Here is a 21,680-nt window from a genome sequence, read left to right on the forward strand (position 1 = left end):
AGCGGTCCGATGATTTCCCATGCCTGATCGGTCAGTTCATGACGTCGCACCACGAACGGAGTAACGACCGATCGACATTGCGGACACGCCCTAGCGTCCCGGCCGCCGCGCAGGCCGCGTGCAGGCGTCTGCCGGTGTACGGATCAGCCCGAGGGGGTCGGCCCGCTCGCCGTGGCCGGTGCGGGGCAGTACTCGGCCTCCATGATGGCGGTCGGGGCTCCCGTGCTCCAGTCCCCGTTGCGGTTGTAGGCGAGCTGGTGGCGGCCGTCCTCTGTGGTGACGGCCAGCGAGGTCGACCCCACCATGCCTCCGCCATGGCCCCAGAGCGTCGTACCGCAGCTCGTCCGGAAACGGGTGATGCCGAGTCCGTAGGACATGTCGGGGCGTTCGGGGGCCGAGACGGTGGTCTTCATGGCCTCGAGCTGGTGCGGCGGCAGCAGTTCGCCGCGCGCCAGGGCGCCGTAGAACCGGTTCAGGTCGCCGGTGGTGGAGATGATGTCGCCGTCGGCCCAGCCCTGCGAGCCGTTCATCTCGGTGACGTCGTCGATCCGGTCGGGTGCCGACGCGAACAGCTTGGAGTAACTGCGGCCGGCGGGCCGGGGCATGTGGATGCGGTTGCCGGGGTTGGAGGTGGCCCGCAGGCCCAGCGGCCCGATGATGCGGTCGCGCACCTCGGCCTCGTACGTCCGTCCGCCCGCCTTCTCGATGACCAACCCGGCCAGGATGTAGTTGGTGTTGGAGTACGAGAACCGGTCGCCGGGCTCGAACAACGGCGCGTGGGAGAGGGCGACCCCCACGTGCTTCTCGGGCGGCAGCGTGTCGTACCGGTGCGTGAGGTAGCCCTCGCCCCGTATGTACGTGTCGAGGTACTCCTCGTCGGCCAGATAGTCGAAGAGGCCGGAGGTGTGGTTGAGGAGCTGACGCAGAGTGATCTTGCGGCCGTCGTTGCCGTTGCCCCGCACCAGGCCGGGGAGATGGCGCTCGACGCGGTCGTCGAGGGAGAGTTTCCCCTCGGCCTCCATCTGGAGCAGGACGGTGGCCACGAACGTCTTGGTGATGCTGCCGATCCGGAACCGGTCGTTCGCGCCCCGCGGCGCGCCGGTCGTCAGGTCGCCCACGCCCGACGTCGACTTCCAGACGCCGTGGGCGTCGCGTGCCTGAGCGGTGATGCCGGGGATGCCCGCCTTCACCTCGGCGTCCATCGCGCGCTGGGTCGCCCCGTGCCCCGGCTTCGCGGGGGCGGTGTCCGACGATGCCTGGGCGGGGACCGCGAAGGCGGTGGCCGCCATGGCGGCGGCCGCGAGACCCGCCAGGCCGACCCGTGCGGTGTTCCGTAACGTCATGCCGTGCTCCTTGGCGTGTGACTCGTCGTGTTCCCGCGGACCGACGGGTCCGCATTCCCGACAAGACCGCGAACGAGGACCGGACGGTTGAGTTCCCTGTGCCCGGGCCGGTCGGGTACGCGAGCGCGCCCGGCCTACGTGTGACGGGTGCCCAGTACCGCACCGGGACCGGTGAAGTAGCTCGAGTCCTTGGGGCGCGCGGGGTCGTGGCCGGGTGGGCGGGGGGCCGGCTCCAGGTGGGGGATGAATTTGGAGCAGTGGATGTAGGCCTCTTCGACGCTGAGGTGGACCCACATCTCGGGACTGCGGCCGGGCGCTGCGTCGACGGGCAGGCCGGCATGGAGGGAGCGCAGGGCCGAGTCGGTGTAGAGCCGGGCCACGCCGTTGACGTGCAGGCCCACGTGATGGTGGGTGAAGTCCACGAACAGCATCCCGAGATGGGGGTTCTCCGTCATGTTGCCGGCGCTGGCGAGCACCCCGTTGCCGCGGAATTCGGGGTAGGCGAGCGTGTGGTCGTCGATCACGTGGACGAAGCCCGGCGGCCCCGCCCGGAAACTGGCGTCACACTCCCCGCGGGCGTCGGCCGTGGCCAGGAAGACCATGGGCTGGCGGCCTATGAAGTCCCGCATCTCGGCTGTGAGGCAGGGCCGCACCTGCTGGTCGTAGAACCGGGCGGCGCGCTCGGCGGTTCCCAGTTGCTGCTGGAGCAGGTGTTCGCCTGCTGATCCGAAGGGCGGCGGGGACAAGGTCACGGGGTGTTCTCCTGGCAGGACGGGCAAGCACGTGGCTCAGGGCAGGGACAGGACGGGCGTCTCGAACGGGTCGTGGTGGATGCGTTCGGGCAGGGTGCCGCCCTGGGTGAGCGTCTCGTTGGCGGAGACGACCATCCGGGCCGGGCCGCTGAGGAAGCAGTCGTGCTGGTACCACGGTCCGTACTCGGCCAGCACCTGCGGCAGGGACCCCCGGATTCCGGGGATGTACTCATGTGAGACCGCGCCCCTGATGGTCAGCCAGTGGTGGCGCTGGGCCATCCTGAGCATGTCGTCGACCCCGTACAGCTCGGCGCCGGTGCGGGCGCCGAGGAAGAGGTCCACCTGGTGGCGTCCCCCGCGACGGGCGACCTCTTCGACGAGCGCCCGGATCGGAGCCAGTCCAGTGCCTCCGGCCACGCAGAGCAGTTCGCTGTGGACGGCGGCGTCCAGCACCATGTCGCCCATCGGGGCACCGAGGTGGACCACGTCGCCGACCACCGCCCGGTGCACCAGGGCGTTGCTGACCGCGCCGCCGGCCACCGCGCGGACGTGGAAGGTGAGGGTGCCGTCCTCGCGGGGCGCGTTGGCGGGGGAGTAGGAGCGCCAGTGCTTCGGGCACCAGGGGGTCTCGACGCTCACGTACTGTCCGGCGGCGTAGGCGTAGGGCATGTGGGGGCGCACGGTGATCTCGGCGATGCCGTGTCCGCGCGAGACGTGGTGCACGACCGTGGCGGGCCACACGGCGGGGCGTACCGCCTCGTCCTCCTCGGCCGCGCTGATCATGACCTGGGAGACCACGCCGTAGGCCTTGGTCCAGGCGGCGGCGATGTCCTCGGTCCATGCGGGGCCGGCGTAGCGGGCGAGGGAGGCGAGGAGGCATGCGCCGACGGCCGGGAAGTGCGCGCTGAGCGTGCCGAACTTGCGGTGGTCGCGACCGAGGTGTCCGCAGAAGCGGACCAGGCTCGTGGGGTCGTCGACGAGGTCCACGATGCGCAGCAGCGCGCGCAGCAGGCGGCCGCGCTGGGCGTCCATGCCGGGCGGGAACATCGGACGGACCTCGGGGTACCGGGCGAAGAGGATCGCGTAGAAGTACACCGTCATGTCCGCGGCGAACGGCTCGACCACGGCGACGGAGGCGCGTATGAGGTCTATCTCGTGGGCCGACAAAGGGGGTTCGGCGTCACCCGGCTCTCCGTCCGGCTCCCGCTCCGGCTCGACGGCCCCTGGTGGGGCGTCATGTGCGGCCGGATCGGATGCCGGTGCCTCCCACGCCGGGAGGGCGGGTGTGCGGCCTGAGCGGTTGATCCGGAATCTCAAAGGACCAGCGCTCCTCTCCCCGTTGTTCGCCAGGGCTTCCCGTCGGCCGCCTTTGGGGCGGTGGGGAGGGCGGTGACCGGGGTGTCGAGGGTGGCGGGCATGAGTCCTCACGGCAGGCGGGAGCGTTGAAACGGATCAAGCGGCTCCGGACGCTACAGGGCCACGGGGGTGACTCAGAAGTAGCCAAGAGGGGCGATGGGTGCGGGTCGAGGGTGTCTGGGCCGGTATTTCCCCCTCAGGGGCACTCCGCGACCATCCGATCTTCACGCCACCACCACAACCCCGCTACAGGCAAGTTGTTGCTTGCCTGTAGCGGGGTTGTGGTGGGCAGCCGTGCGCGGTGAGCTGGGGGCGTGTGCGCGTGTGCGCGTGGGTGCGCGGGCGCGTGGGCGCGTGGGCCGTGAGTCGCGGGTCGTCCGCTCGGCCGTCAGCCGTTCAGCGACTCCATCAGCTCGGGGGAGTAGCGGTCGCCCGAGGCCACGCCGTGCGGGGCCACGGCGTCGATGGCCGCCAGGTCCGCGTCGCTGATCGACACGGCGGTCGCGGCCACGTTCTCCTCCAGGTAGCGGCGGCGCTTCGTGCCCGGGATGGGCACGGCGCCCTGGCGCAGGGTCCAGGCCAGGGCGAGCTGTGAGGGCGTGACGCCCTTCTCCGCGGCGAGCCGGCGCACCTGGTCGACGACGGCCAGATTGCGGTGGAAGTTCTCGCCCTGGAAGCGGGGGTCGGTGCGCCGGAAGTCGTCGGCGGCGAAGTCGTCCGGGCTGGTGATCGCGCCGGAGAGGAAGCCCCGGCCGAGCGGGGAGTAGGCGACGAGCCCGATGCCGAGCTCGCGCAGGGTGTCGAGGACGCCGTCGTGCTCGATGCCGCGCTCGAAGAGGCTGTACTCGGTCTGCACAGCGGCGAGTGGATGGACGGCGTGCGCGCGGGCGATGGTGGAGGGTGCGGCCTCGCACAGGCCGATGTGGCCGACCTTGCCGGCGGCGACGAGCTCGGCCAGCGCGCCCACGCTCTCCTCGACCGGCACGTTCGGGTCGATGCGGTGCAGGTAGTAGAGGTCGATGTGGTCGGTGCCCAGGTGGCGCAGGGAGCGGTCGACCGAGTGGCGGATGTACTCGGGGCTGGCGTTGTGGCCGCGGAAGGCGCCTTCGTCGGTGAACTCGACGCCGGTCTTCGTCGCGATCACGGCGGCTTCTCGCCGGCCGGCCAGGGCCTTGCCGAGGAGGCGTTCGTTGTGGAAGGGGCCGTAGCCCTCGGCGGTGTCGAGCAGGGTGACGCCGAGTTCCAGGGCGCGGTCGATCGTGGCCAGCGACTCGGTCTCGTCCGTGGCTCCGTAGTGGGCGCTCATGCCCATCAGTCCGAGTCCTTCGGCGCCGACCTTCAGACCCTGGCTGCCCAGTGTGCGGATGTCCATCGTGTGTGTTCTCCCTGCAAGTAACTAACTGGATAGATAGAGCATGCACGGCCCTCAGGCGGATGTCAATAACCAGATAGTTACTTGCTAGGCTGGACGCATGGCACGGGATTCCAGCGCAACCAAGGCCCGCCTGCTCGATGCGGCCTTCGCCGAGTTCGCGGCGTACGGCATCGCCGGTGCGCGGGTCGACCGCATCGCCGAGGCGGCCCAGGCGAACAAGCGGCTCATCTACGTCTACTACGGCAACAAGGAGCAGCTCTTCGACGCCGTGCTCCAGCGGGCGCTGGAGACGGGCTCGGAGTCCGTGCCGTTCGACGCCGACGACCTGCCCGGCTACGCGGGCGCCGTCTTCGACCACCTCGTCGAGCGGCCGTCGCTGATGCGTCTGGTGCTGTGGAAGCAGCTGGAGCGTCCGGGGGCGACGGACACGGAGGCGGTTTCCTACCTGGGCAAGATCACCGCAGTGCAGCAGGCCCAGGAGGCGGGCCGGATCGACGCCGGGATCGACGCCAACGACGTACTGACACTGGTGATGGCGCTGTCGCAGGCCTGGTTCGGCGCGGTGCGCGCTCCGCAGGACGCCGGGACGGACACCGGCTGGGCACCCGACCGCCTCGCCCGGCACCGCTCCGCGGTGGTGGAGGCCGTGTCCCGGATCACCGCACCGCCCCGGGCTGCGGAGTGAGCCCCGGCCGCCCCCGCCGTCGTCGCCGGGCTCCCGGTCGGTCCCGCCTCCAGCCGGGCTGAGCGCCGCGGGCGCCGGGGCGGGCCGCCGGGGGAGCCGGGCCGGGTTGTTGCCGGGGGTGGCCTCTGCCCCTGCCTGGCGGCGGATCGCCGGGGGGCGGAGCCCGCCGTGCCGGTGCTGCCGGCCACGGTCGCCGCCGGCCGGACGGGGCCTACGCCTCCTGCTGCCGGCGCACCATTTCGGTGATCCAGACGGGCGCGAACGGAGACGTGCAGCCGGGGGAGGTCGGGTAGTCCTTGAGCACCTGCAGGCGCTCACCGATCTCCAGGGCACGGCAGCGGTGCTCGGCGTGCTCGATCCCGATCCGGGCCAGGCAGTGGTTCATCGCCCACTGCAGGCGATCCGGGGCGTCCTTCATCTCGGCTTCGATGACGTCGAGCAGTCCTGCGAGGTCGAGGCCCTCGGGCTTCTTCGCCACGCGGTCGGTGGTCAGCGCCCAGCCGGCACTCGCGACCACGGGATCCGGATCGGCGGACCAGGCCAGGCGCAGCTCCTCGGCGTGCGGGCTCTTCTTCGCCACGTAGGTCACGAGCCAGTCGTGCACCTTGGGCGTGCGTGCCTCGCGCACCATGACGTCCAGCTCGTCACGTTCGAACGCCGTCGGGCGGCAGACGAGGACCGCCAGCAGTCTCGCCGCGGTGTCGCCCGTCGCCCAGAGCCGGCGTGCGAGTTCCTGCTGCGTCTTCAGTCGCTTCGCGAGCGCGCGCAGCTTGCCGAGGTTCACGCCGTGATCATCACCGTGCCTCTCGTTCACCGCGCGTACCTTCGGGTCCTCGAGGCCGGCCAGCTCGGCCATCACCTCGGCCACCCCAACCTCCTGTCCCGCACACCCGGGCTTCACCCTACGACGGGCGTCGTACCGGAGTCCGGCGGCCGCGCCCCGTTCTCCGTCGGGAAGCGGCCCGCCGCGCGCGTGGCGCGAAGGCGTGGAAGGCGATCGGGCCCCCGGCCCGTCACGCCCGCCCCTCCTGCCCCGTCTTTCGCGGCTGAAACGGTCTCCCTGGACGAAGTGGCGACGATTACAAGGGCAGTTCTGGCCCAATCCAAGGAGTTATGTTCTCGTTATAATTGCTTGGTCTGGAGGGATATGACAGGAGAAATCCCGATATCTCCGGGCGGTGGTCCGTGCGCATACAAGGTTTCGGCGTGCCCCGCCATTTATCACGCGTCGTCGCCGCATGGAACCCTCCAGCCCCATGCAATTTGGGCCCGTGCTGGGTAACTTCCCTCCGCATGACCACTGCACTTGCAGACCTGGCCCGCAGCAGAAGCGGCTTCCTGGAGCTTCCCGGGGAGTTGCGTCTCGACCGCCCGGACGTGGGAGATGGAGCCTCCCTCTGGCGTATCGCTCGTGACTCCGAAGCACTGGACCTGAACTCGCCGTACAGCTACCTCCTCTGGTGCCGTGATTTCGCCGCCACCTCCGCGGTGGCCCGCGACACGAGCGGACGGCCCGTCGGGTTCGTCAGCGGATACCGGCGACCCGAGGCCCCCGGCACCCTGTTCATCTGGCAGGTCGCCGTCGACAAGGCCCTGCGCGGGCAGGGAGTGGCCGCCGCGCTGCTCGACGGGCTGTCCGCCCGTGAGGCGCAGCGGCGCGGGAACCTGCGCTGCCTGGAGACGACCATCGAGCCGGGCAACACCGCCTCGGAGCGGCTGTTCACCTCGTACGCCGACCGCCACGGCGCTTCGCTCACCCGCGAAGTGCTCTTCGAGCCCGGCCGCTTCCCCGAGAGCGACGCGCACGCCGCCGAAGTGCTCCACCGCATCACGCTGCCGCCGGGCTTCTGACCCGGGGCCGGCGGGCCCCTCCTGCCGGTTCACCGCACCCCCCCCGCGTGGCGGTCCCGCAGAGCGCGGAGCCACGCCGCACCACGTTTGGAGAGCGCATTGACCATCACAGAGCCGCTTCTGAGTGTCTTCGAGACGGTGGAGTCGGAGGTCCGCAGCTACTGCCGGGCCTGGCCGACCGTCTTCGAGAAGGCGAGCGGCAGCCGGCTGCGCGACGAGCGGGGACGCGACTACCTCGACTTCTTCGCCGGCGCCGGTTCGCTCAACTACGGCCACAACAACCCCGTCCTGAAGCGCGCCCTCCTCGACTACATCGAACAGGACGGCATCACCCACGCCCTGGACATGTCGACGACCGCCAAGCGGGACTTCCTGGAGGCCTTCCAGTCCGCGATCCTCGCCCCGCGCGGCCTGCCGTACAAGGTCATGTTCCCCGGCCCGACCGGCACCAACGCCGTCGAGGCGGCGCTGAAGCTCGCCCGGAAGGTCAAGGGGCGCGAAGCGGTCGTCTCCTTCACCAACGCCTTCCACGGCATGTCCCTCGGCTCGCTCGCCGTGACCGGCAACGCCTTCAAACGGGCCGGTGCGGGCATCCCCCTGGTGCACACCACGCCCATGCCCTTCGACAACTACCTCGGCGGCCGGGTACCGGACTTCCTCTGGTTCGAACGGCTCCTGGAGGACCAGGGGTCCGGCCTGAACCAGCCCGCCGCCGTGATCGTGGAAACGGTGCAGGGGGAGGGCGGCGTGAACGTCGCCCGCCCCGAATGGCTGCAGCAGCTGGCGGACCTGTGCCGGCGCCGGGACATGCTCCTCATCGTCGACGACGTCCAGATGGGCTGCGGCCGCACCGGCAGCTTCTTCTCCTTCGAGGACGCGGGCATCACCCCGGACATCGTGACGGTGTCCAAGTCCATCAGCGGCTACGGGCTGCCCATGGCGCTCTGCCTGTTCAAGCCGGAACTGGACGTCTGGGAGCCCGGCGAGCACAACGGCACCTTCCGCGGCAACAACCCGGCCTTCGTCACGGCCACCGCCGCCCTGGACACCTACTGGCGCGACGGCGTCCTGCGCCAGCACACCCTCGCCCACGGCGATCGGATCGACGCCGCCCTGCGCGAACTCTGCTCCGACCCGGGCCTGGGCGCGAGCCACCGGGGCAAGGGCATGGTCTGGGGCATCGAGTTCCAGGACAGGGACCGGGCGGGCGAGGTGTGCGGGAAGGCCTTCGAACACGGCCTCCTCGTCGAGACCTCGGGCCCCGAGAGCGAGGTGGTGAAGCTGCTGCCGCCCCTCACCCTGTCGTCCGCGGAGCTGGACGAGGGCCTGGAAATCCTGACGCGCTCGGTCCGCGAGACGGCCTGACGGACCGCAGCACCAGAGGAAGGGCAGACCAGAGTGATCGTCCGTTCGTTCAAGGACATCGAGGGCACCGAGCGGCACGTGAAGGCCGCCTCCGGAACCTGGGAGAGCAAGCGCATCGTCCTCGCACGGGAACGCGTCGGCTTCTCCCTGCACGAGACCGTGCTCTACGCCGGGACGGTGACGTCGATGTGGTACGCGAACCACGTCGAGGCCGTCGTGTGCACGGAAGGCGACGCGGAACTCACCGACGAGGAGACGGGCGAGAAGTACCGCATCACCCCCGGGACCATGTACCTGCTCGACGGCCACGAGCGGCACACCCTGCGCGTCGAGCGGGACTTCCGCTGCCTGTGCGTCTTCAACCCGCCCGTCACCGGGCGGGAGGACCACGACGCGAACGGCGTGTACCCGCTGCTCACCGAGCCGGACCACGCCTGACGCACATCGGCGGACGGCATCGACACGGATGACGAGAGGAGAGGCAGGCAACACCATGAGCACCACAACCGAGCGCATCGCGGACGTCTACCCGACCAGGGGCACGGAGGAGGCCCTGATCGGACGCAAGGACCCCGTCGTCTGGTCCGAGCCCGGAACGCCGGGGCCCCTGTGGAGGCGTGAGCTGGAGGGGTTCGAGCAGAACGGCTTCCACCCGGTGGAGCAGCTCATCACGCCCGAAGAGGTGGACCTCTACCGCAGCGAGCTGGACCGGCTGATCGCCGACCCCGCGATACGGGCCGACGAGCGCTCGATCGTCGAGCGGAGCTCGCAGGAAGTGCGCTCCGTCTTCGAAGTGCACCGCATCAGCGAGGTCTTCGCCCGGCTCGCGGCGGACCCCCGCATCGTGGGGACCGCGCGGCAGATCCTCGGTTCGGACGTCTACGTGCACCAGTCCCGCATCAACGTGAAGCCCGGCTTCGGCGCCCGCGGGTTCTACTGGCACTCCGACTTCGAGACCTGGCACGCGGAGGACGGACTGCCGCGCATGAGGACCGTCTCGGTGTCCATCGCGCTCACCCCGAACCACCCCACCAACGGCGGGCTCATGATCATGCCCGGCTCGCACCGGACCTTCCTGGGATGCGCGGGCGAGACGCCGAAGGACAACTACAAGAAGTCCCTGCAGATGCAGGACGCGGGCACGCCCTCGAACGAGGCCCTCGCGAAGTTCGCGGAGGCCTGCGGGATCCGGCTGTTCACGGGTCAGGCCGGCTCGGCCACGTGGTTCGACTGCAACGCGATGCACGGCTCCGGGGACAACATCACGCCCTACCCGCGCAGCAACGTCTTCTTCGTGTTCAACAGCGTCGAAAACGCCCCGGTGGAGCCTTTCGCGGCCCCCGTCCGCCGCCCCGGTTTCATCGCGGCGCGGGACGTGACAGCCGTGCGCTGACACGCTGCTCGCCCGTACCTCGCCCGGTGGGGCCCGGCGGGGAGCACGGCCTGGGCGAGCCGTGCTCCCGGCGCCGGTCCGGTGCCCGCCGCGTCGGTCCGATGCCCACCCCGCACCGCGCCGCGCTCAGCGGGTGAGCGCGGTCGCCAGGGAGGGGTAGTCGAGGACCAAACCGCGGTCGTCGAATTCGACGTCGCTCTGGAAATCCCCGGACCGGTAGCGGATCCGGGCCCCGTGCTCGGCGCGGGCCAGATGGGTGTACGTCTGCCGGTTCGCACTGACCGTCAGGTCGGGGACCGAGACCCACGCCATCGTGAAGTCCAGAGGGCCGGGGCCCGGTTCGCGGTGCAGAGAGTGCCGGAGCACGGGCATGGTGTTGGTGAGCGGGCACAGGCCCAGGTCGCAGTCGAGTGCTCCGGCCAGGTCGGGACGGTCCATACCGTTCACGGTCCAACCGCCCTGCCCGTCGTGCCGCAGGTCCAGGGATCCGGTCGACGCGGCCGTCTCGACGGTGACCGCCAGACGCGTGGTCACGTAGCCGCGGGTCGTTTCCAGCTCGTAGGAGACCCAGTACGGCTCGGGGAGCAGGGCGACGGCGCGTCCGCGGGCGGAGAAGGAGTCGGGCGCGAAGTCGACCCAGGCGGTGGAGTAGCCCCTGACGGGGAGGATCTCCCAGGTCCGGGCGGTGGATGGAGTGCTCATGGCCCGAGCGTAGGTGTGACGGAGCCGGACTCCGGGCCAATGGCGTGTGCGTGGGCCCGGCGTGTGTCGCCCGCTGCGCCCGAGGCCACGCGAGGAGGGGTCGCGTGGCCTGTGGCACGGCGGTGACGGGTCACACGTCCGCCGACACCTTCTCCTCCGTGGTGTCGGAGACGGGTACGGACTGAGGTGTGGCCGCGTCCGCGGGCTCGGCGGCCGCGGCCGGGGCCACGGTGTACATCACCGAGCCCTGCCGGTGCTCCTTCTCGACCGACCCCTTCTTGACCAGGGTCTCGAGGGTGTTGCGCACCACCTGGGTGGAGGCCGATCGGGCGGGGTGGGCCTGGGCCAGTTCCGTGGCGACCTCGTTGACCATGCGGGGCTCGCCCGCGCTGACGAGGAGGGCCAGGACGAGCTCACGCAGGGGCTGCTCCGGGGTCTTGCCCACCGCCGGGGCCGGGGCCTTGCTCACGGCCGGCTCTGCGGCCTTGCCCACCGCCGGCTTGGCCGTCTTGCGTGCCGCTGCTGTGGAGGGCTTGCGCGCGGTGGGCGTCTTGGTGGTGACCCGGGCGGAGGGGCCGCCGGAGGCACCCTTGGCCCGCGTCGCCGCCTTCTTGGCGCGTGCCGTACCTCCGGTCGCAGCCCCGGTCGCCTTCCGCGCCTGCCGCGGCTTGGGAACACTCCCGGTCCCGGCCCCAGCAGACTCGGCGGATGCGGGTGCGGACGCGGGTGGTACGGCGACGGTGTCTTCGGCCCGGGACGGGGCCGGGGCCGCGGTGGAGTCCGCCGCAGCCTCGGGCAGCGTGCCCTGGATTCCGCGCAGCCAGTTCTCGTCCTCCTTCAACTGCTTCAGACGAAGCTCGAGTTCCGCGATTTGCGCGGAAACCACCTCCTGCTCTTTGCGGTTGGTCTCGAGATCGGCGGCGAACCGCTGCGCGTACAGGTTGTGGATCGGTGTGGTGTCGGGCTCGTTGGCCATCGCGGCTCACTCTCCTCATACCTCACGGTGTTGCTGAGGGATGCTACTCACCCGCAGGTGGGTGTAGTTCGCCCTTCCGGCACTTTTCCCACCATTCGATTCTCCCGGAGCCGGGATTCCCTTGCGCGGAAGGCTCCGGTGGGTGGGTCGAGGGAGGGCGTCAGGACGACATGATGAAGTCCAGGGCGTAGCCGGAGGCAGTGGTCCAGTAGGTGACGCGGGCACCGTCGTCGGCCCACACCACGTCGACGCCGGGCAGGGCGACCTTGATCGACTCGGGCTCCCGGTCGCCCAGCTTGGGGCCTTGGAGCGTGACGACGAGGGAGTACGCCGGGTATTCATCGCGGTGACCGCCGCGAACGAGCAGTGCGGCGTGCGCCTTCTCGCCGGGAGCGAGGGTGGCGAGCGCCTTCGGGTCGCTGTCCTTGATCACGGGGACCGGGGCCTGGGCATCCGTGCCGACCAGTACGGAGGGGTAGTGGTGGACGGTGCACTTCTTGCCGCTGATGTTGGTGAGGGTGAGGAGGAGGTGCTTGACGGTCGCGCCCTTCTCGTCCTCGTTCGTGGCGGAGACCGAGACGCCGGCTGCGGTGCAGGGGGCGATGGCGCCGTCACCGTTGCCGCCGCCGTTGCCGCCGGTCTTGCTCGCCCCAGCGCTGGGCTTCGCCGAACCCGTCGTGCCGGGCACGGGCGAAGCCGACCCACCCGGCTTCGCGGAAGCGGACCCACCCGGCTTCGCCGAGCTCGTCGGTTCCGAGGGCTTGGGCGAGGCCGAACCATCGGCCGTGCCCGACTCGCACGCGGTGGACGCGAGCAGCACGGCGACCGCTGCCGTCCCGAGGGCGGAGACCTTCCGGCGCCGGCGCCGGCTCGGGTTCCTCCGGCTTTCGCGAGCAGCAGCGTGCATGGTGATTCCCCCGTTGTCGTGCCTGCGCGGTGGCTCTCGAACCAGCCGCGGTCCGCCGCCGCGACCGATGGATCTGACGCATCGAAAGATACGGCCGAACCCTCCGTACGCGCGGCCACCCAGAGGTGTATCCGCCCCGCTCACCGGGGGTGTACGACGGCCTACACCCCGGGGTGTACGCACCCTGCGGGCCGGCGGCAGGACACCGCCCGAGGGGGCATACGACGACAGTGGTGGCGGCCGCAACGCTGTACCGCCTGCGCGAGGGCGGATATCCCGGACACCCCACTACGCTGGCGCAATGAGCCCCCACCACGACGATCCCGGAGGCCGCGGCAGCGCTGCGGACGACGTGGGCCTGAGTACGGGAGCCGTGGCCAGGCGGCTCGGGGTCTCCGCGACGACGCTGCGCTCCTGGGAGCGCAGGTACGGGATCGGGCCGGCGGAGCGGGAACACGGAAGGCACCGCAGGTGGCTGCCTGCGGACATCACCCGGCTCGAGCTGATGTGCTCCCTGACGGCGCAGGGCATTGCGCCCGCGGAGGCGGCCCGGGCCGCGTTGAGGCGTTCGTCCGCCGGCCTGCAGCAGCGGGCGGCGCCGGCCCCCGTCGGCAGCGGTGTCCGTCCGCGCACGCCCGGGGGCCGCGACGCGCTGCCCCTGGGAGCCGTACGGCAGGAGTGCCGTGGCCTGGCGCGTGCGGCGGTGAGACTCGACGCCCCGGCCGTCGGCGAGCTCCTCGAGCATGCCCTCGACACCTACGGCAGCGTCGTCGCCTGGGAGGAGATCATCGCTCCGGCGCTGCACGCCGTGGGCCGCAAATGGGCGTCCTCGGGGGAGCGTTACGTGGAGGTGGAGCACCTCTTGTCGTGGCACGTGTCCTCGGCGCTGCGGAGCGGACGGCAGTCCGGGGAAACCGCGGGAACGGCGCCCGTGTTGCTCGCCTGCGTGCCGGGGGAGCAGCACAGTCTTCCCCTCGAAGCCCTGGACGCGGCTCTGCGGGAGGCCGGCGTGCCGCGGCGGATGTTCGGCCCCGCGCTGCCGGTGGACGCGCTGCTCGAAGCGGTACGCAGAGTGGGCCCCTCGGCCGTCGTCCTCTGGGCGCAGGCCAGGCCCGCCGGTGTGGACCTCGGCCGTGTCGTCGATGCCGTCGCCGGTGTGGCGTGGGGAGTCAAAGGGGCTCGGTCGCACCCGCAGGTCCTGGTGGGCGGACCGGGCTGGGCGGGCGTGCCCGAGGCAGGGTCCCGGCTCCTCACCGGACTCGGCTCGGGCCTGGACGTGATCTGCGGGATCGTGGGCCTGCCCCGGGCCGTGGGCCTGTCCCGGGCCGTGAGCCCGCCCCCGGCGGCGTCGACGACGCCCGGCATGCGCTGACGCGTCAGTACTCCCGGGAGCCGCCGCGGCCGCTCAGTGTCCCGCGCAACGACCGCAGCCCCCTGCGCATGTGGCTCTTGACCGTGCCCAGCGGCATACCGGTCCGCTCGGCGATCCGTACCTGGGTCAGGCCGCCGTAGAAGGCCAGGCACAGGACCTCGCGCTGGCGCACGGGCAGGTCCGCCAGGGCGTGCAGGACGAGGACCCGGTCCAGGGCCGCCTCGGGGCTGCCGCCCGGGGCCGTGTCCGGTTCGCCATCGGCCTCCCGGAGGTCGGTGCGCACCGATGTCGTGACCCGGCTGCGCACGGTCAGCGCATCCATGGCCTTGTGCCGCGCGATGCCCGCGAGCCACGCCGCCAGATCGCCCCTCTGCGGGTCGTACCGGTGGCGGCCCCGCCAGGCGTCGAAGAACACCTGTTGGGTGATGTCCTCCGCCGTGTGCGGGTCGCCGGTGGTGCGCCAGGCCATGGTGCGCACCATGCCGCCCCAACGCCGGTAGGCGGTGGCGAAGGACTCCTCGTCGCCCGCCTTGAATCCCATGGAGAGGTCCACGAGGTCACCCGCGGCGTCCGGGGGATGCGCGTCGCGGGACGGTGCAGCGGTGAGCGCGGTCGTGACGGCGGTCGTGACGGTGGTCGTGACAGCAGTCGTGACGGCGGTCGAGACAGCGGCCGCGCCCGCCGTCGTGGCGGTGGCGGTCCGGACGGTAAGGGCGGTGAGGGCGAGAACCACGATGACGGCTCCTCGTGCCGGGACTCCCGTGGACGGGCACCCGCCGACCGAGGACGACGCGTGCCGCCCCGGGAGAAGGGGAAGCGGCCTGACGCTGCAGCCCGACGAGCGTGGCTCGGGCCCCGGAACCGCCGCAACTCGCACCGGTTGTGCATTGATTTACACGACGCGACATGGCACTAGGCGAAATGGGGGTCGGTGCATCCGGTCGGGGCCTGCGCGGGGAAGGCACCACAGACCGGTTCGTCGGACGTGCCGGTCCGAGTGGAGGCGTCCATGTCCGCACGCAACGACGAAACCCGCCCGGTGAACGGGCGGCAGCCTCGGCCCGGTCCGCTGTTCTGCCTGGTCACCGGCGCCGGGGGGTACATCGGGGGCCGCCTGGTGCCCGAGTTGCTGGACGCGGGCCACCGCGTCCGGTGCATGGCCAGGTCCCCCGACCGGTTGCGTGACCACGCCTGGGCCGACCGGGTGGAGGTGGTCCGGGGAGACGTCACCGACGCCGCGTCGACCGCCGACGCCCTCCGGGGGGTCGACGTCGCCTACTACCTCGTGCACTCGCTGAACGCCGGACGTTCCTTCGAGGAGCGGGACCGCGCGGCCGCCCGTACGTTCGCCGAGGAGGCCCGCGCGGCGGGCGTACGCCGCATCGTGTACCTGGGCGGACTCGTCCCCACCGGGGTACCGGCCCGCCGCCTCTCCCCGCACCTGCGTTCGCGCGCCGAAGTCGGCGAGATCTTCCTGACGGGCGAGGTCCCGGCAACGGTGCTCCGCGCGGCCGTCGTCATCGGCTCCGGTTCCGCCTCGTTCGAGATGCTGCGCTACCTGACGGAGCGCCTCCCGGTCATGGTCACCCCGAGCTGGGTGGGCACCCGGGTGCAGCCGATCGCCGTCCGCGACGTCCTGCGCTACCTCGTGGGCAGCGCGACCATGCCCCCCGACGTGAACCGGGCCTTCGACATCGGCGGCCCGGACGTCCTGACGTACGAGGAGATGATGCGGCGCTACGCCGCCGTGGCGGGTCTGCCCCACCGGCTGATCCTGCGGGCCCCCATGCTCACTCCGCGCCTGTCCAGCCACTGGATCGGCCTGGTCACCCCCGTCCCGCGCGGCCTGGCCCGGCCGCTCGCCGAATCCCTGCGCCACGAGGTGGTCTGCGACGAGCACGACGTGGCCCGGTACGTACCCGACCCGCCCGGCACGCCCGTCCCCTTCGACCGGGCCCTCGCCCTGGCCCTCCAGCGGGTGCGCGAGGCCAAGGTGAGCACCCGCTGGTCCAACGCCTCCCTGCCGGGCGCGCCGAGCGATCCACTGCCCACCGACCCGGACTGGGCGGGCGGCAGCCTCTACACCGACCACCGCACGCGGGACACCGACGCCTCCCCGCGCGCCCTGTGGCAGATCATCGAGGGAGTCGGCGGCGACAACGGCTGGTACTCCTTCCCGCTGGCCTGGGCGGTCCGGGGCTGGCTCGACCGGCTCGTCGGCGGAGCCGGCATCCGGCGCGGCCGCCGCGACGCCTCCCGGCTGCGGGTGGGCGACTCGCTGGACTTCTGGCGGGTCGAGGAGATCGAGCCGGGCCGGCTGCTGCGACTGCGCGCGGAGATGCGGCTGCCGGGGCTGGCCTGGCTGGAGATGTACGCCGACCCGCGTCCCGGAGCCGCCGGGCCGGGCGGCGCGTCCTACCGGCAGCGTGCGCTCTTCCACCCCCACGGGCTGCTCGGCCACCTCTACTGGTGGAGCGTGGCCCCCTTCCACGCCGTGGTCTTCGGCGGCATGGCGCGCAACATCACCCGCGCCGCCGAACGCCTCGAGACCGCTGCCGGACCGGGGGACGGGTAGGCCGGCGCATCCGGGAACCCGCCCGCCGACGAAGACCTTCACAGCCGGCAGTCGTCCTACCGATGCGGAGTGCGCCCTCATGACCGTCGCCATCGTCCTCTACACCTCCGACCTGCGCGTGCACGATCACCCGCCGCTGCGCGCCGCCCTGTCGTCCGCGGAGGAGGTGGTGCCGCTGTTCGTCCGCGATGCCCGCATCGAGGCGGCCGGTTTCGACGCGCCCAACCGGCAGGCGTTCCTCGCCGACTGCCTCGCCGACCTCGACGCCGGGCTCCGCGCCCGCGGCGGCCGGCTCGTCCTGCGCTCCGGGGACCCCGTGGCGGAGGTGGCGGCGGTGGCGCACGAGACCGATGCCGACGAGGTCCACATGGCCGCAGGCGCCAGCGGGTACGCCCATGCCCGCGAGGGGCGCCTGAGGGACGCCCTGGAGCGGGAGGGCCGCCGGCTGTACGTGCACGACACGGTCGTCACCGCCCTCGCCCCCGGCGCGGTGACCCCGGCCGGCTCCGACCACTTCGCCGTCTTCACGCCGTACTTCCGGCGCTGGGCCGGGCTCCCGCTGCGGGACGTGGCCACCGCACCGCGCAGTGTGCCCGTCCCCGCGGGGATCGCCTCGCAGGCGCTGCCCGCACGCTCCGCCGTACAGGGCGTCTCGGCCCACCTGGCCCGGGGCGGCGAGTCGCAGGGGCGGGCGCTCCTCGCCCGCTGGCTGAGCGACGGCGTCAAGCAGTACGCCGAGACCCATGACGACCTGGCCGGCGACGCGACGTCGCGGCTCTCCCCGCACCTGCACTTCGGCACCGTCTCCGCCGTCGAGATCGTCCGGCGCGCCCGGCAGCGCGGTGGCCTAGGAGCGGAGGCCTTCGTACGCCAGATCTGCTGGCGGGACTTCCACTACCAGGTGCTCGCCGCCCGACCCGACAGCGCCGCCGCGGACTACCGGCCCCGCCACGACCGCTGGCGTACCGAGCGGGACGCCGGGGAGGAGATCCAGGCGTGGCGCGAGGGCCGCACCGGCTATCCGGTCATCGACGCGGCCATGCGCCAGCTGAGCGGTGAGGGCTGGATGCACAACCGGGCGAGGCTGCTGACCGCGAGTTTCCTGACCAAGACGCTGTACGTGGACTGGCGCATCGGCGCACGGCACTTCCTCGACCTGCTAGTCGACGGAGACATCGCCAACAACCAGCTCAACTGGCAGTGGGTCGCGGGCACGGGCACGGACACCCGGCCCAACAGGGTCCTCAACCCGCTGCGGCAGGCCCGCCGCTTCGACCCGGACGGGACCTACGTGCACCGCTGGGTTCCCGAACTGGCCGGCCTCGCCTTCCCGTACGTCCACCAGCCGTGGACGCTCCCGAACCACGACCGCGCCGCGATCGACTACCCCGACCCCGTCGTGGACCTCGCCGACGCGCTCGGCCGGTTCCGCCACGGCCGGGGCATCGACTGAGCCACCGGGCTCGTCCGCATGCGCCCCCGACTTCGGCACGCCGTCGCACGGCAGGGGCAATTCGCACTACCTTCGCCAAGCGGCCGCGGCCTTTACGAAGCCTCCCCGCGCAGGACCACTCCATGGCGGGTGCGCAGGCGGTGGATCTCCCACCAGGACAGGGCCGTCACCGAGACCGGGCCGCCGACCAGGGCGCAGATCTGCACCAGCGGCGGGCCGGGCGGTAATCCGGCCATCGCCAGGCCGAGGGCGGCGGACTCCCACACCAGAACGCCGGTGAGCAGCGCGGGGAGCGCCGGATGCACCCCGGCGGTGTTGAAGCTGCGGATGGCCGGGCCGGCGGAGAACCCGACGAAGCACAGCATCCAGATCACGGGGGAGAACACCACGACGAACACGATGGAGTTCAGGAAGAGCCACTTTTCCTCGACCGCGTTCACGAAGTGAGCGACCACCCCGCCCGCCGCCATACCGAGCAGCGGCACGAGCGTGAACGCGCCGAAATACCGCACCGCGGACCGCACCGACGTGCGCAGGCGCGGTCGCAGGTCCAGTCGCACGGCGGACGACGCCCCGCGATGGAGCACTGCGACCGCGAGGGGGGGCGCTGAGGAGGAGGAGCCAAGGGGTGATCGCCAGCCGCGTCATGAACTGGAAGTACGTGCGCGCCCAGTCGGCCGGCTCGCTGTAGACGACCAGGATCAGGAACGACGCGACGGCGGCGGTCCAGGCCCGCGCCGTCTGTACGCGCACCACCGGGCGGTCTTCGATCCCGCGGTGATCCGGCTCGGGGAAGATCTGCCGCGCCTTGCGGCGGGCCGTGGCGACCATCGGGTAGAGCATCAGCAACGGCACGCTCAGCGGCCAGTTGCAGGGGAAGAGCAGCAGGGCCCACACACACCCGTGGACCTGCCGACGGTTGCCCCGCAGCACTTGCCCCAGGCTCGGCCATTCGTCGTCGTGGAACCGCTGCCACAGGGAGTCGTTCGGCTGCGGCGGGTAGAGGTAGGGAGGGTACGGCCCGTACGGCGGCGCACCCTGCTGCGAGGGCACGTACGGGTGCGGGACCGGGGCCCGCGGGTGCGGCGGGGGAGGTGGATACGGTCCGCCGTTCGGCGGCCACGGCTCCTGGTGCGGCTGGGGTCCCCCGAAGCTCACGCTGCTGATCCTTCCTCCACCTACGCGTGCTGACCTACCCCAGTCAACTGGCAGCCCCACCCCAGGACATGGTTTTTCGCGAACTCGCCCGAGGGCGTCCGGAAACCCCCTGCGACGGGGAGGAAAATCGCTGTCCGGCTCCCGGACACAGCACAATGCGACGTCGTCGGGGGAGCAGGACGCAGCGGGCAGGAGGACACAGCGGGGCCATCGGGGGCCCCGCCCTCGGTCACATGTGCGGCATGCCGTAGTACTTGGCGAACTGCTCGAGGTACGGGGGGTCGCGGGGCTGCTTCTCCCGCTCGAATTCGGGGGCGTCCTTGATCTGGTCCTTTGTACGGTTGACGAAGACCGTGCCGTCCGCGCGGTCGATGCGCTGGATGGTGCTGGCGGGGAGCAGGACGTGCTTGCCGAAGACCCACATCCCCGTGTCGACGACGAGGTAACCGGCTCCGGCCTCGTCCGTGTGCTCGTCGACCTTTCCGATGCTCCCGTCGGTCGCCTCGACCTTGAAGCCGACCAGGTCGGTTCCCGTCTCGTAGCCGGACTCCGCGCGGTACCCCCAGATGTCTCCGTTCGACATGGCAGCCTCCTCGCTCCGTGCTGCTGCCCGCTCACCGCGCGGGCTTCAGCCCCTGCCTGCGCCTACCCTCCCCGGGGCCCCACACGCACGGCCCCGCACTGGTGGCTAGGCGGGGGCGGAACCGGTGGGACCGGCGATGCCGAACAGTGCGCCCTCGGGGTCCCGCAGGGTGACCTCGTGGGGCGACGGACCGGAACCCGGGACGGTGACGGTGCTGCCGCCCAGCCCGGTGGCCGCCTTCACCGCGACGTCCAGGTCGGGCACCCGGAAGTGGACGTGCCAGCGAGGCCTGAGGTGCGGATCGGGGGCCTCCGAGAGCGTCCCGCCGTGCAGGCGGGCCACCGTCCGGCCCGCGTGGCGGAGCAGGATCCGCTGGTCCTCCTCCACGTAGGCGACCTCGCAGCAGCCCGTCTGGCCACATGCCCATTCCAGGACCTCGCCGTAGAAGATGGCGGCGTCGAAGGCGTTCCGCGTGCGCAGCTCGAGCCACGCCGGGGCGGCCTCCCCGCCCATACCCCAGTCGGGGATGACCTCGCCCTGCCAGATCCCGAAGACCGCCCCGTCGCGGTCGGAGGCGAGCGCCGCCCGCCCGGTGCCGAAGGACAGGGGGCCGACGGCGACGGTTCCGCTGCGCTCGCGGATGCGTGCCGCGGTGATGTCGGCATCGTCCACGGCGAAATACGGGGTCCACACGACGGGGATGGTCAGCGTCGGGGGCAGGACGCCGATACCGGCCACCGGAACGCCGTCGCTGAAGGCGACCGAGAAACCCTCTCCGAGGCGGGCGGGCCCGAAGTCCCAGCCGAGGACCGCGCCGTAGAACTTCTGTGCCGCGCTGAGGTCGCGGGCCATCAGACTGGCCCAGCAGGGTGCGCCGAATGCTTCGTGACTCGATGTCGACACGACTGTCAACCCCATCCGCTGGTGCGCCCCCCGGGAGCCCCTCCCACGGTACTCGGAAGGCGCCCCCGGAGGCGGTCGTACGTGCGTGGGCGCAGTCGGTCAGGTACGGAGAAGGCTGTTGCAGCCGTCGAGGACGTCGGCGCCCTCGTCGTTGAACCAGTGGCCGCCCTCCGCCAGGTACCGGAAGGCGTGCGTGCCCTCGCCCGGCAAGGCGACGGTGACCGCCCGCATGCCGTCCTTGCGGGGCCGCAGCTCGTGGACGCCCGGCTGCCAGTCGTTGAAATCGCCGACGACGCTGACCGGTCCGGGCGGGGAGTCCGAGGGGAGGACGAAGGTGATCTCCGTGTGGTCCTTGCCGCTCTTGCGGCGCTTGCGTTCGAGCACGGGAAGGCTCCTGCCGGGTCGGGAACGTCGGCCACATCCTCGTACCGGGACCGGGCGGGTCGCGCGGCGACACGTGCGCAAGGCACCCGGGCGGCGGAGCGCGCACGGGATCCCAGACGCGCGGGGCGGCGGCGATTCGGCCCGATGAGACCGGGCAGGAGGGGGAACGTGAGAGCCATCCGCGAGACACCGGATTTCACCATGACGAGGAACCCCTACAGACACACGGGCGCATACGAGCAGAGGGGGTCGCCGACCCATCCGCTCCCGTCGGAGCCGGGTCCGGTACCTCCCACCCACCCGTACCCCGGCGATCCCCACACTCCGAGGCCGATCCCGAGGCCCGTCCCCGGACCGGATCCGGAGCCCGATCCCGCGCCGCCCCCTCCGCCCCGGTAGGGCGGCCGGCACACCCACGTTTCCGACGGCAGAGAGCAGCCATGGGTACTCCTCCCAACGATCCCGTTCCTCCCAGCCCCACCCCGGCGCCGGGGCCCGGGCCCGGTCCGCAGCCCGGCCCGGTACCAGGGCCCATTCCGCCGCCGGG

Annotated in this window: 21 protein-coding genes; 8 read left to right on the top strand and 13 right to left on the bottom strand. The window is 71.7% G+C overall.

The annotated features are described in order from the left end of the window. Nucleotides 1–143: 143 nt before the first annotated feature. From AB0D44_RS19080 to AB0D44_RS19095, 4 genes are all read right to left on the bottom strand, one after another. Entirely contained in the window at nucleotides 144–1,343 is a 1,200-nt protein-coding gene (locus tag AB0D44_RS19080; RefSeq protein ID WP_362592013.1) for a serine hydrolase domain-containing protein, read from the bottom strand. Nucleotides 1,344–1,477: 134 nt separating this feature from the next. After that, a complete protein-coding gene (locus tag AB0D44_RS19085; RefSeq protein ID WP_362592016.1) occupies nucleotides 1,478–2,095 on the bottom strand; it encodes a pyridoxamine 5'-phosphate oxidase family protein in 618 nt (205 codons plus the stop codon). A 36-nt stretch (nucleotides 2,096–2,131) separates the two neighbouring features. Beyond that, entirely contained in the window at nucleotides 2,132–3,262 is a 1,131-nt protein-coding gene (locus tag AB0D44_RS19090; protein ID WP_362592019.1) for a globin domain-containing protein, read from the bottom strand. A gap of 577 nt (nucleotides 3,263–3,839) precedes the next feature. Continuing rightward, nucleotides 3,840–4,823, bottom strand: a complete 984-nt coding sequence (locus AB0D44_RS19095; protein ID WP_362592022.1) for an aldo/keto reductase — start codon at nucleotides 4,821–4,823, stop codon at nucleotides 3,840–3,842. Nucleotides 4,824–4,923: 100 nt separating this feature from the next. Between AB0D44_RS19095 and AB0D44_RS19100 the strand changes: the two genes are divergently transcribed. Then, the gene (locus tag AB0D44_RS19100) at nucleotides 4,924–5,511 is read left to right on the top strand and encodes a TetR family transcriptional regulator (protein WP_362592025.1); all 588 of its coding nucleotides are present in this window, start codon (nucleotides 4,924–4,926) and stop codon (nucleotides 5,509–5,511) included. A gap of 211 nt (nucleotides 5,512–5,722) precedes the next feature. Here the strand turns inward: AB0D44_RS19100 and AB0D44_RS19105 are convergent, their stop codons facing one another. Next, the gene (locus AB0D44_RS19105; protein ID WP_362592221.1) at nucleotides 5,723–6,367 is read right to left on the bottom strand and encodes a DNA alkylation repair protein; all 645 of its coding nucleotides are present in this window, start codon (nucleotides 6,365–6,367) and stop codon (nucleotides 5,723–5,725) included. Between the two features lie 437 nt (nucleotides 6,368–6,804). On the opposite strand from AB0D44_RS19105, the gene ectA reads away from it, so the two are divergent. The 4 genes from ectA (at nucleotide 6,805) to thpD (ending at nucleotide 10,120) form a co-directional block, all read left to right on the top strand. After that, nucleotides 6,805–7,362: a diaminobutyrate acetyltransferase gene (gene ectA / locus AB0D44_RS19110; RefSeq protein ID WP_362592028.1), complete on the top strand. Its 558-nt coding sequence runs from the start codon at nucleotides 6,805–6,807 to the stop codon at nucleotides 7,360–7,362. 99 nt (nucleotides 7,363–7,461) lie between these two features. Further along, nucleotides 7,462–8,727, top strand: coding sequence for a diaminobutyrate--2-oxoglutarate transaminase (ectB, locus tag AB0D44_RS19115; protein ID WP_362592031.1), 1,266 nt, complete (start codon nucleotides 7,462–7,464; stop codon nucleotides 8,725–8,727). A 33-nt stretch (nucleotides 8,728–8,760) separates the two neighbouring features. Continuing rightward, a complete protein-coding gene (locus AB0D44_RS19120; RefSeq protein ID WP_362592034.1) occupies nucleotides 8,761–9,165 on the top strand; it encodes an ectoine synthase in 405 nt (134 codons plus the stop codon). A gap of 55 nt (nucleotides 9,166–9,220) precedes the next feature. Next, nucleotides 9,221–10,120 carry an ectoine hydroxylase gene (thpD, locus tag AB0D44_RS19125; protein WP_362592037.1) on the top strand — a complete coding sequence of 300 codons (900 nt, stop codon included), beginning with the start codon at nucleotides 9,221–9,223 and terminating at the stop codon, nucleotides 10,118–10,120. Nucleotides 10,121–10,246: 126 nt separating this feature from the next. Here thpD and AB0D44_RS19130 read toward each other — a convergent pair whose 3' ends face one another. From AB0D44_RS19130 to AB0D44_RS19140, 3 genes are all read right to left on the bottom strand, one after another. Beyond that, nucleotides 10,247–10,822, bottom strand: coding sequence for a putative glycolipid-binding domain-containing protein (locus tag AB0D44_RS19130; protein ID WP_362592040.1), 576 nt, complete (start codon nucleotides 10,820–10,822; stop codon nucleotides 10,247–10,249). A gap of 130 nt (nucleotides 10,823–10,952) precedes the next feature. Continuing rightward, nucleotides 10,953–11,798 carry a hypothetical protein gene (locus AB0D44_RS19135; RefSeq protein WP_362592043.1) on the bottom strand — a complete coding sequence of 282 codons (846 nt, stop codon included), beginning with the start codon at nucleotides 11,796–11,798 and terminating at the stop codon, nucleotides 10,953–10,955. Nucleotides 11,799–11,958: 160 nt separating this feature from the next. Further along, on the bottom strand, nucleotides 11,959–12,486 hold the full coding sequence (locus AB0D44_RS19140) for a DUF4232 domain-containing protein (protein ID WP_362592045.1): 528 nt from the start codon (nucleotides 12,484–12,486) through the stop codon (nucleotides 11,959–11,961). A 520-nt stretch (nucleotides 12,487–13,006) separates the two neighbouring features. Here AB0D44_RS19140 and AB0D44_RS19145 point away from each other — a divergent pair. Then, on the top strand, nucleotides 13,007–14,077 hold the full coding sequence (locus AB0D44_RS19145; protein ID WP_362592048.1) for a MerR family transcriptional regulator: 1,071 nt from the start codon (nucleotides 13,007–13,009) through the stop codon (nucleotides 14,075–14,077). A gap of 4 nt (nucleotides 14,078–14,081) precedes the next feature. Here the strand turns inward: AB0D44_RS19145 and AB0D44_RS19150 are convergent, their stop codons facing one another. Continuing rightward, on the bottom strand, nucleotides 14,082–14,810 hold the full coding sequence (locus tag AB0D44_RS19150; RefSeq protein ID WP_362592051.1) for a sigma-70 family RNA polymerase sigma factor: 729 nt from the start codon (nucleotides 14,808–14,810) through the stop codon (nucleotides 14,082–14,084). 276 nt (nucleotides 14,811–15,086) lie between these two features. Here AB0D44_RS19150 and AB0D44_RS19155 point away from each other — a divergent pair, with 276 nt between their 5' ends. Continuing rightward, the gene (locus tag AB0D44_RS19155) at nucleotides 15,087–16,652 is read left to right on the top strand and encodes an SDR family oxidoreductase (protein ID WP_362592054.1); all 1,566 of its coding nucleotides are present in this window, start codon (nucleotides 15,087–15,089) and stop codon (nucleotides 16,650–16,652) included. Nucleotides 16,653–16,731: 79 nt separating this feature from the next. Beyond that, entirely contained in the window at nucleotides 16,732–18,105 is a 1,374-nt protein-coding gene (locus tag AB0D44_RS19160; protein WP_362592057.1) for a deoxyribodipyrimidine photo-lyase, read from the top strand. 92 nt (nucleotides 18,106–18,197) lie between these two features. Here AB0D44_RS19160 and AB0D44_RS19165 read toward each other — a convergent pair whose 3' ends face one another. The 4 genes from AB0D44_RS19165 to AB0D44_RS19180 all read right to left on the bottom strand — a co-directional run bounded on the left by AB0D44_RS19165 (nucleotide 18,198) and on the right by AB0D44_RS19180 (nucleotide 21,133). Further along, the gene (locus AB0D44_RS19165) at nucleotides 18,198–18,665 is read right to left on the bottom strand and encodes a hypothetical protein (RefSeq protein WP_362592060.1); all 468 of its coding nucleotides are present in this window, start codon (nucleotides 18,663–18,665) and stop codon (nucleotides 18,198–18,200) included. 827 nt (nucleotides 18,666–19,492) lie between these two features. Then, nucleotides 19,493–19,846: a PRC-barrel domain-containing protein gene (locus AB0D44_RS19170; RefSeq protein WP_362592063.1), complete on the bottom strand. Its 354-nt coding sequence runs from the start codon at nucleotides 19,844–19,846 to the stop codon at nucleotides 19,493–19,495. Between the two features lie 105 nt (nucleotides 19,847–19,951). Beyond that, nucleotides 19,952–20,698, bottom strand: coding sequence for a VOC family protein (locus AB0D44_RS19175; RefSeq protein ID WP_362592224.1), 747 nt, complete (start codon nucleotides 20,696–20,698; stop codon nucleotides 19,952–19,954). 150 nt (nucleotides 20,699–20,848) lie between these two features. Continuing rightward, on the bottom strand, nucleotides 20,849–21,133 hold the full coding sequence (locus AB0D44_RS19180) for an isoamylase early set domain-containing protein (protein ID WP_362592067.1): 285 nt from the start codon (nucleotides 21,131–21,133) through the stop codon (nucleotides 20,849–20,851). Nucleotides 21,134–21,680 lie beyond the last annotated feature (547 nt).

The sequence above is a fragment of the Streptomyces sp. NPDC048349 genome, from assembly GCF_040651925.1.
Classification (GTDB): domain Bacteria; phylum Actinomycetota; class Actinomycetes; order Streptomycetales; family Streptomycetaceae; genus Streptomyces.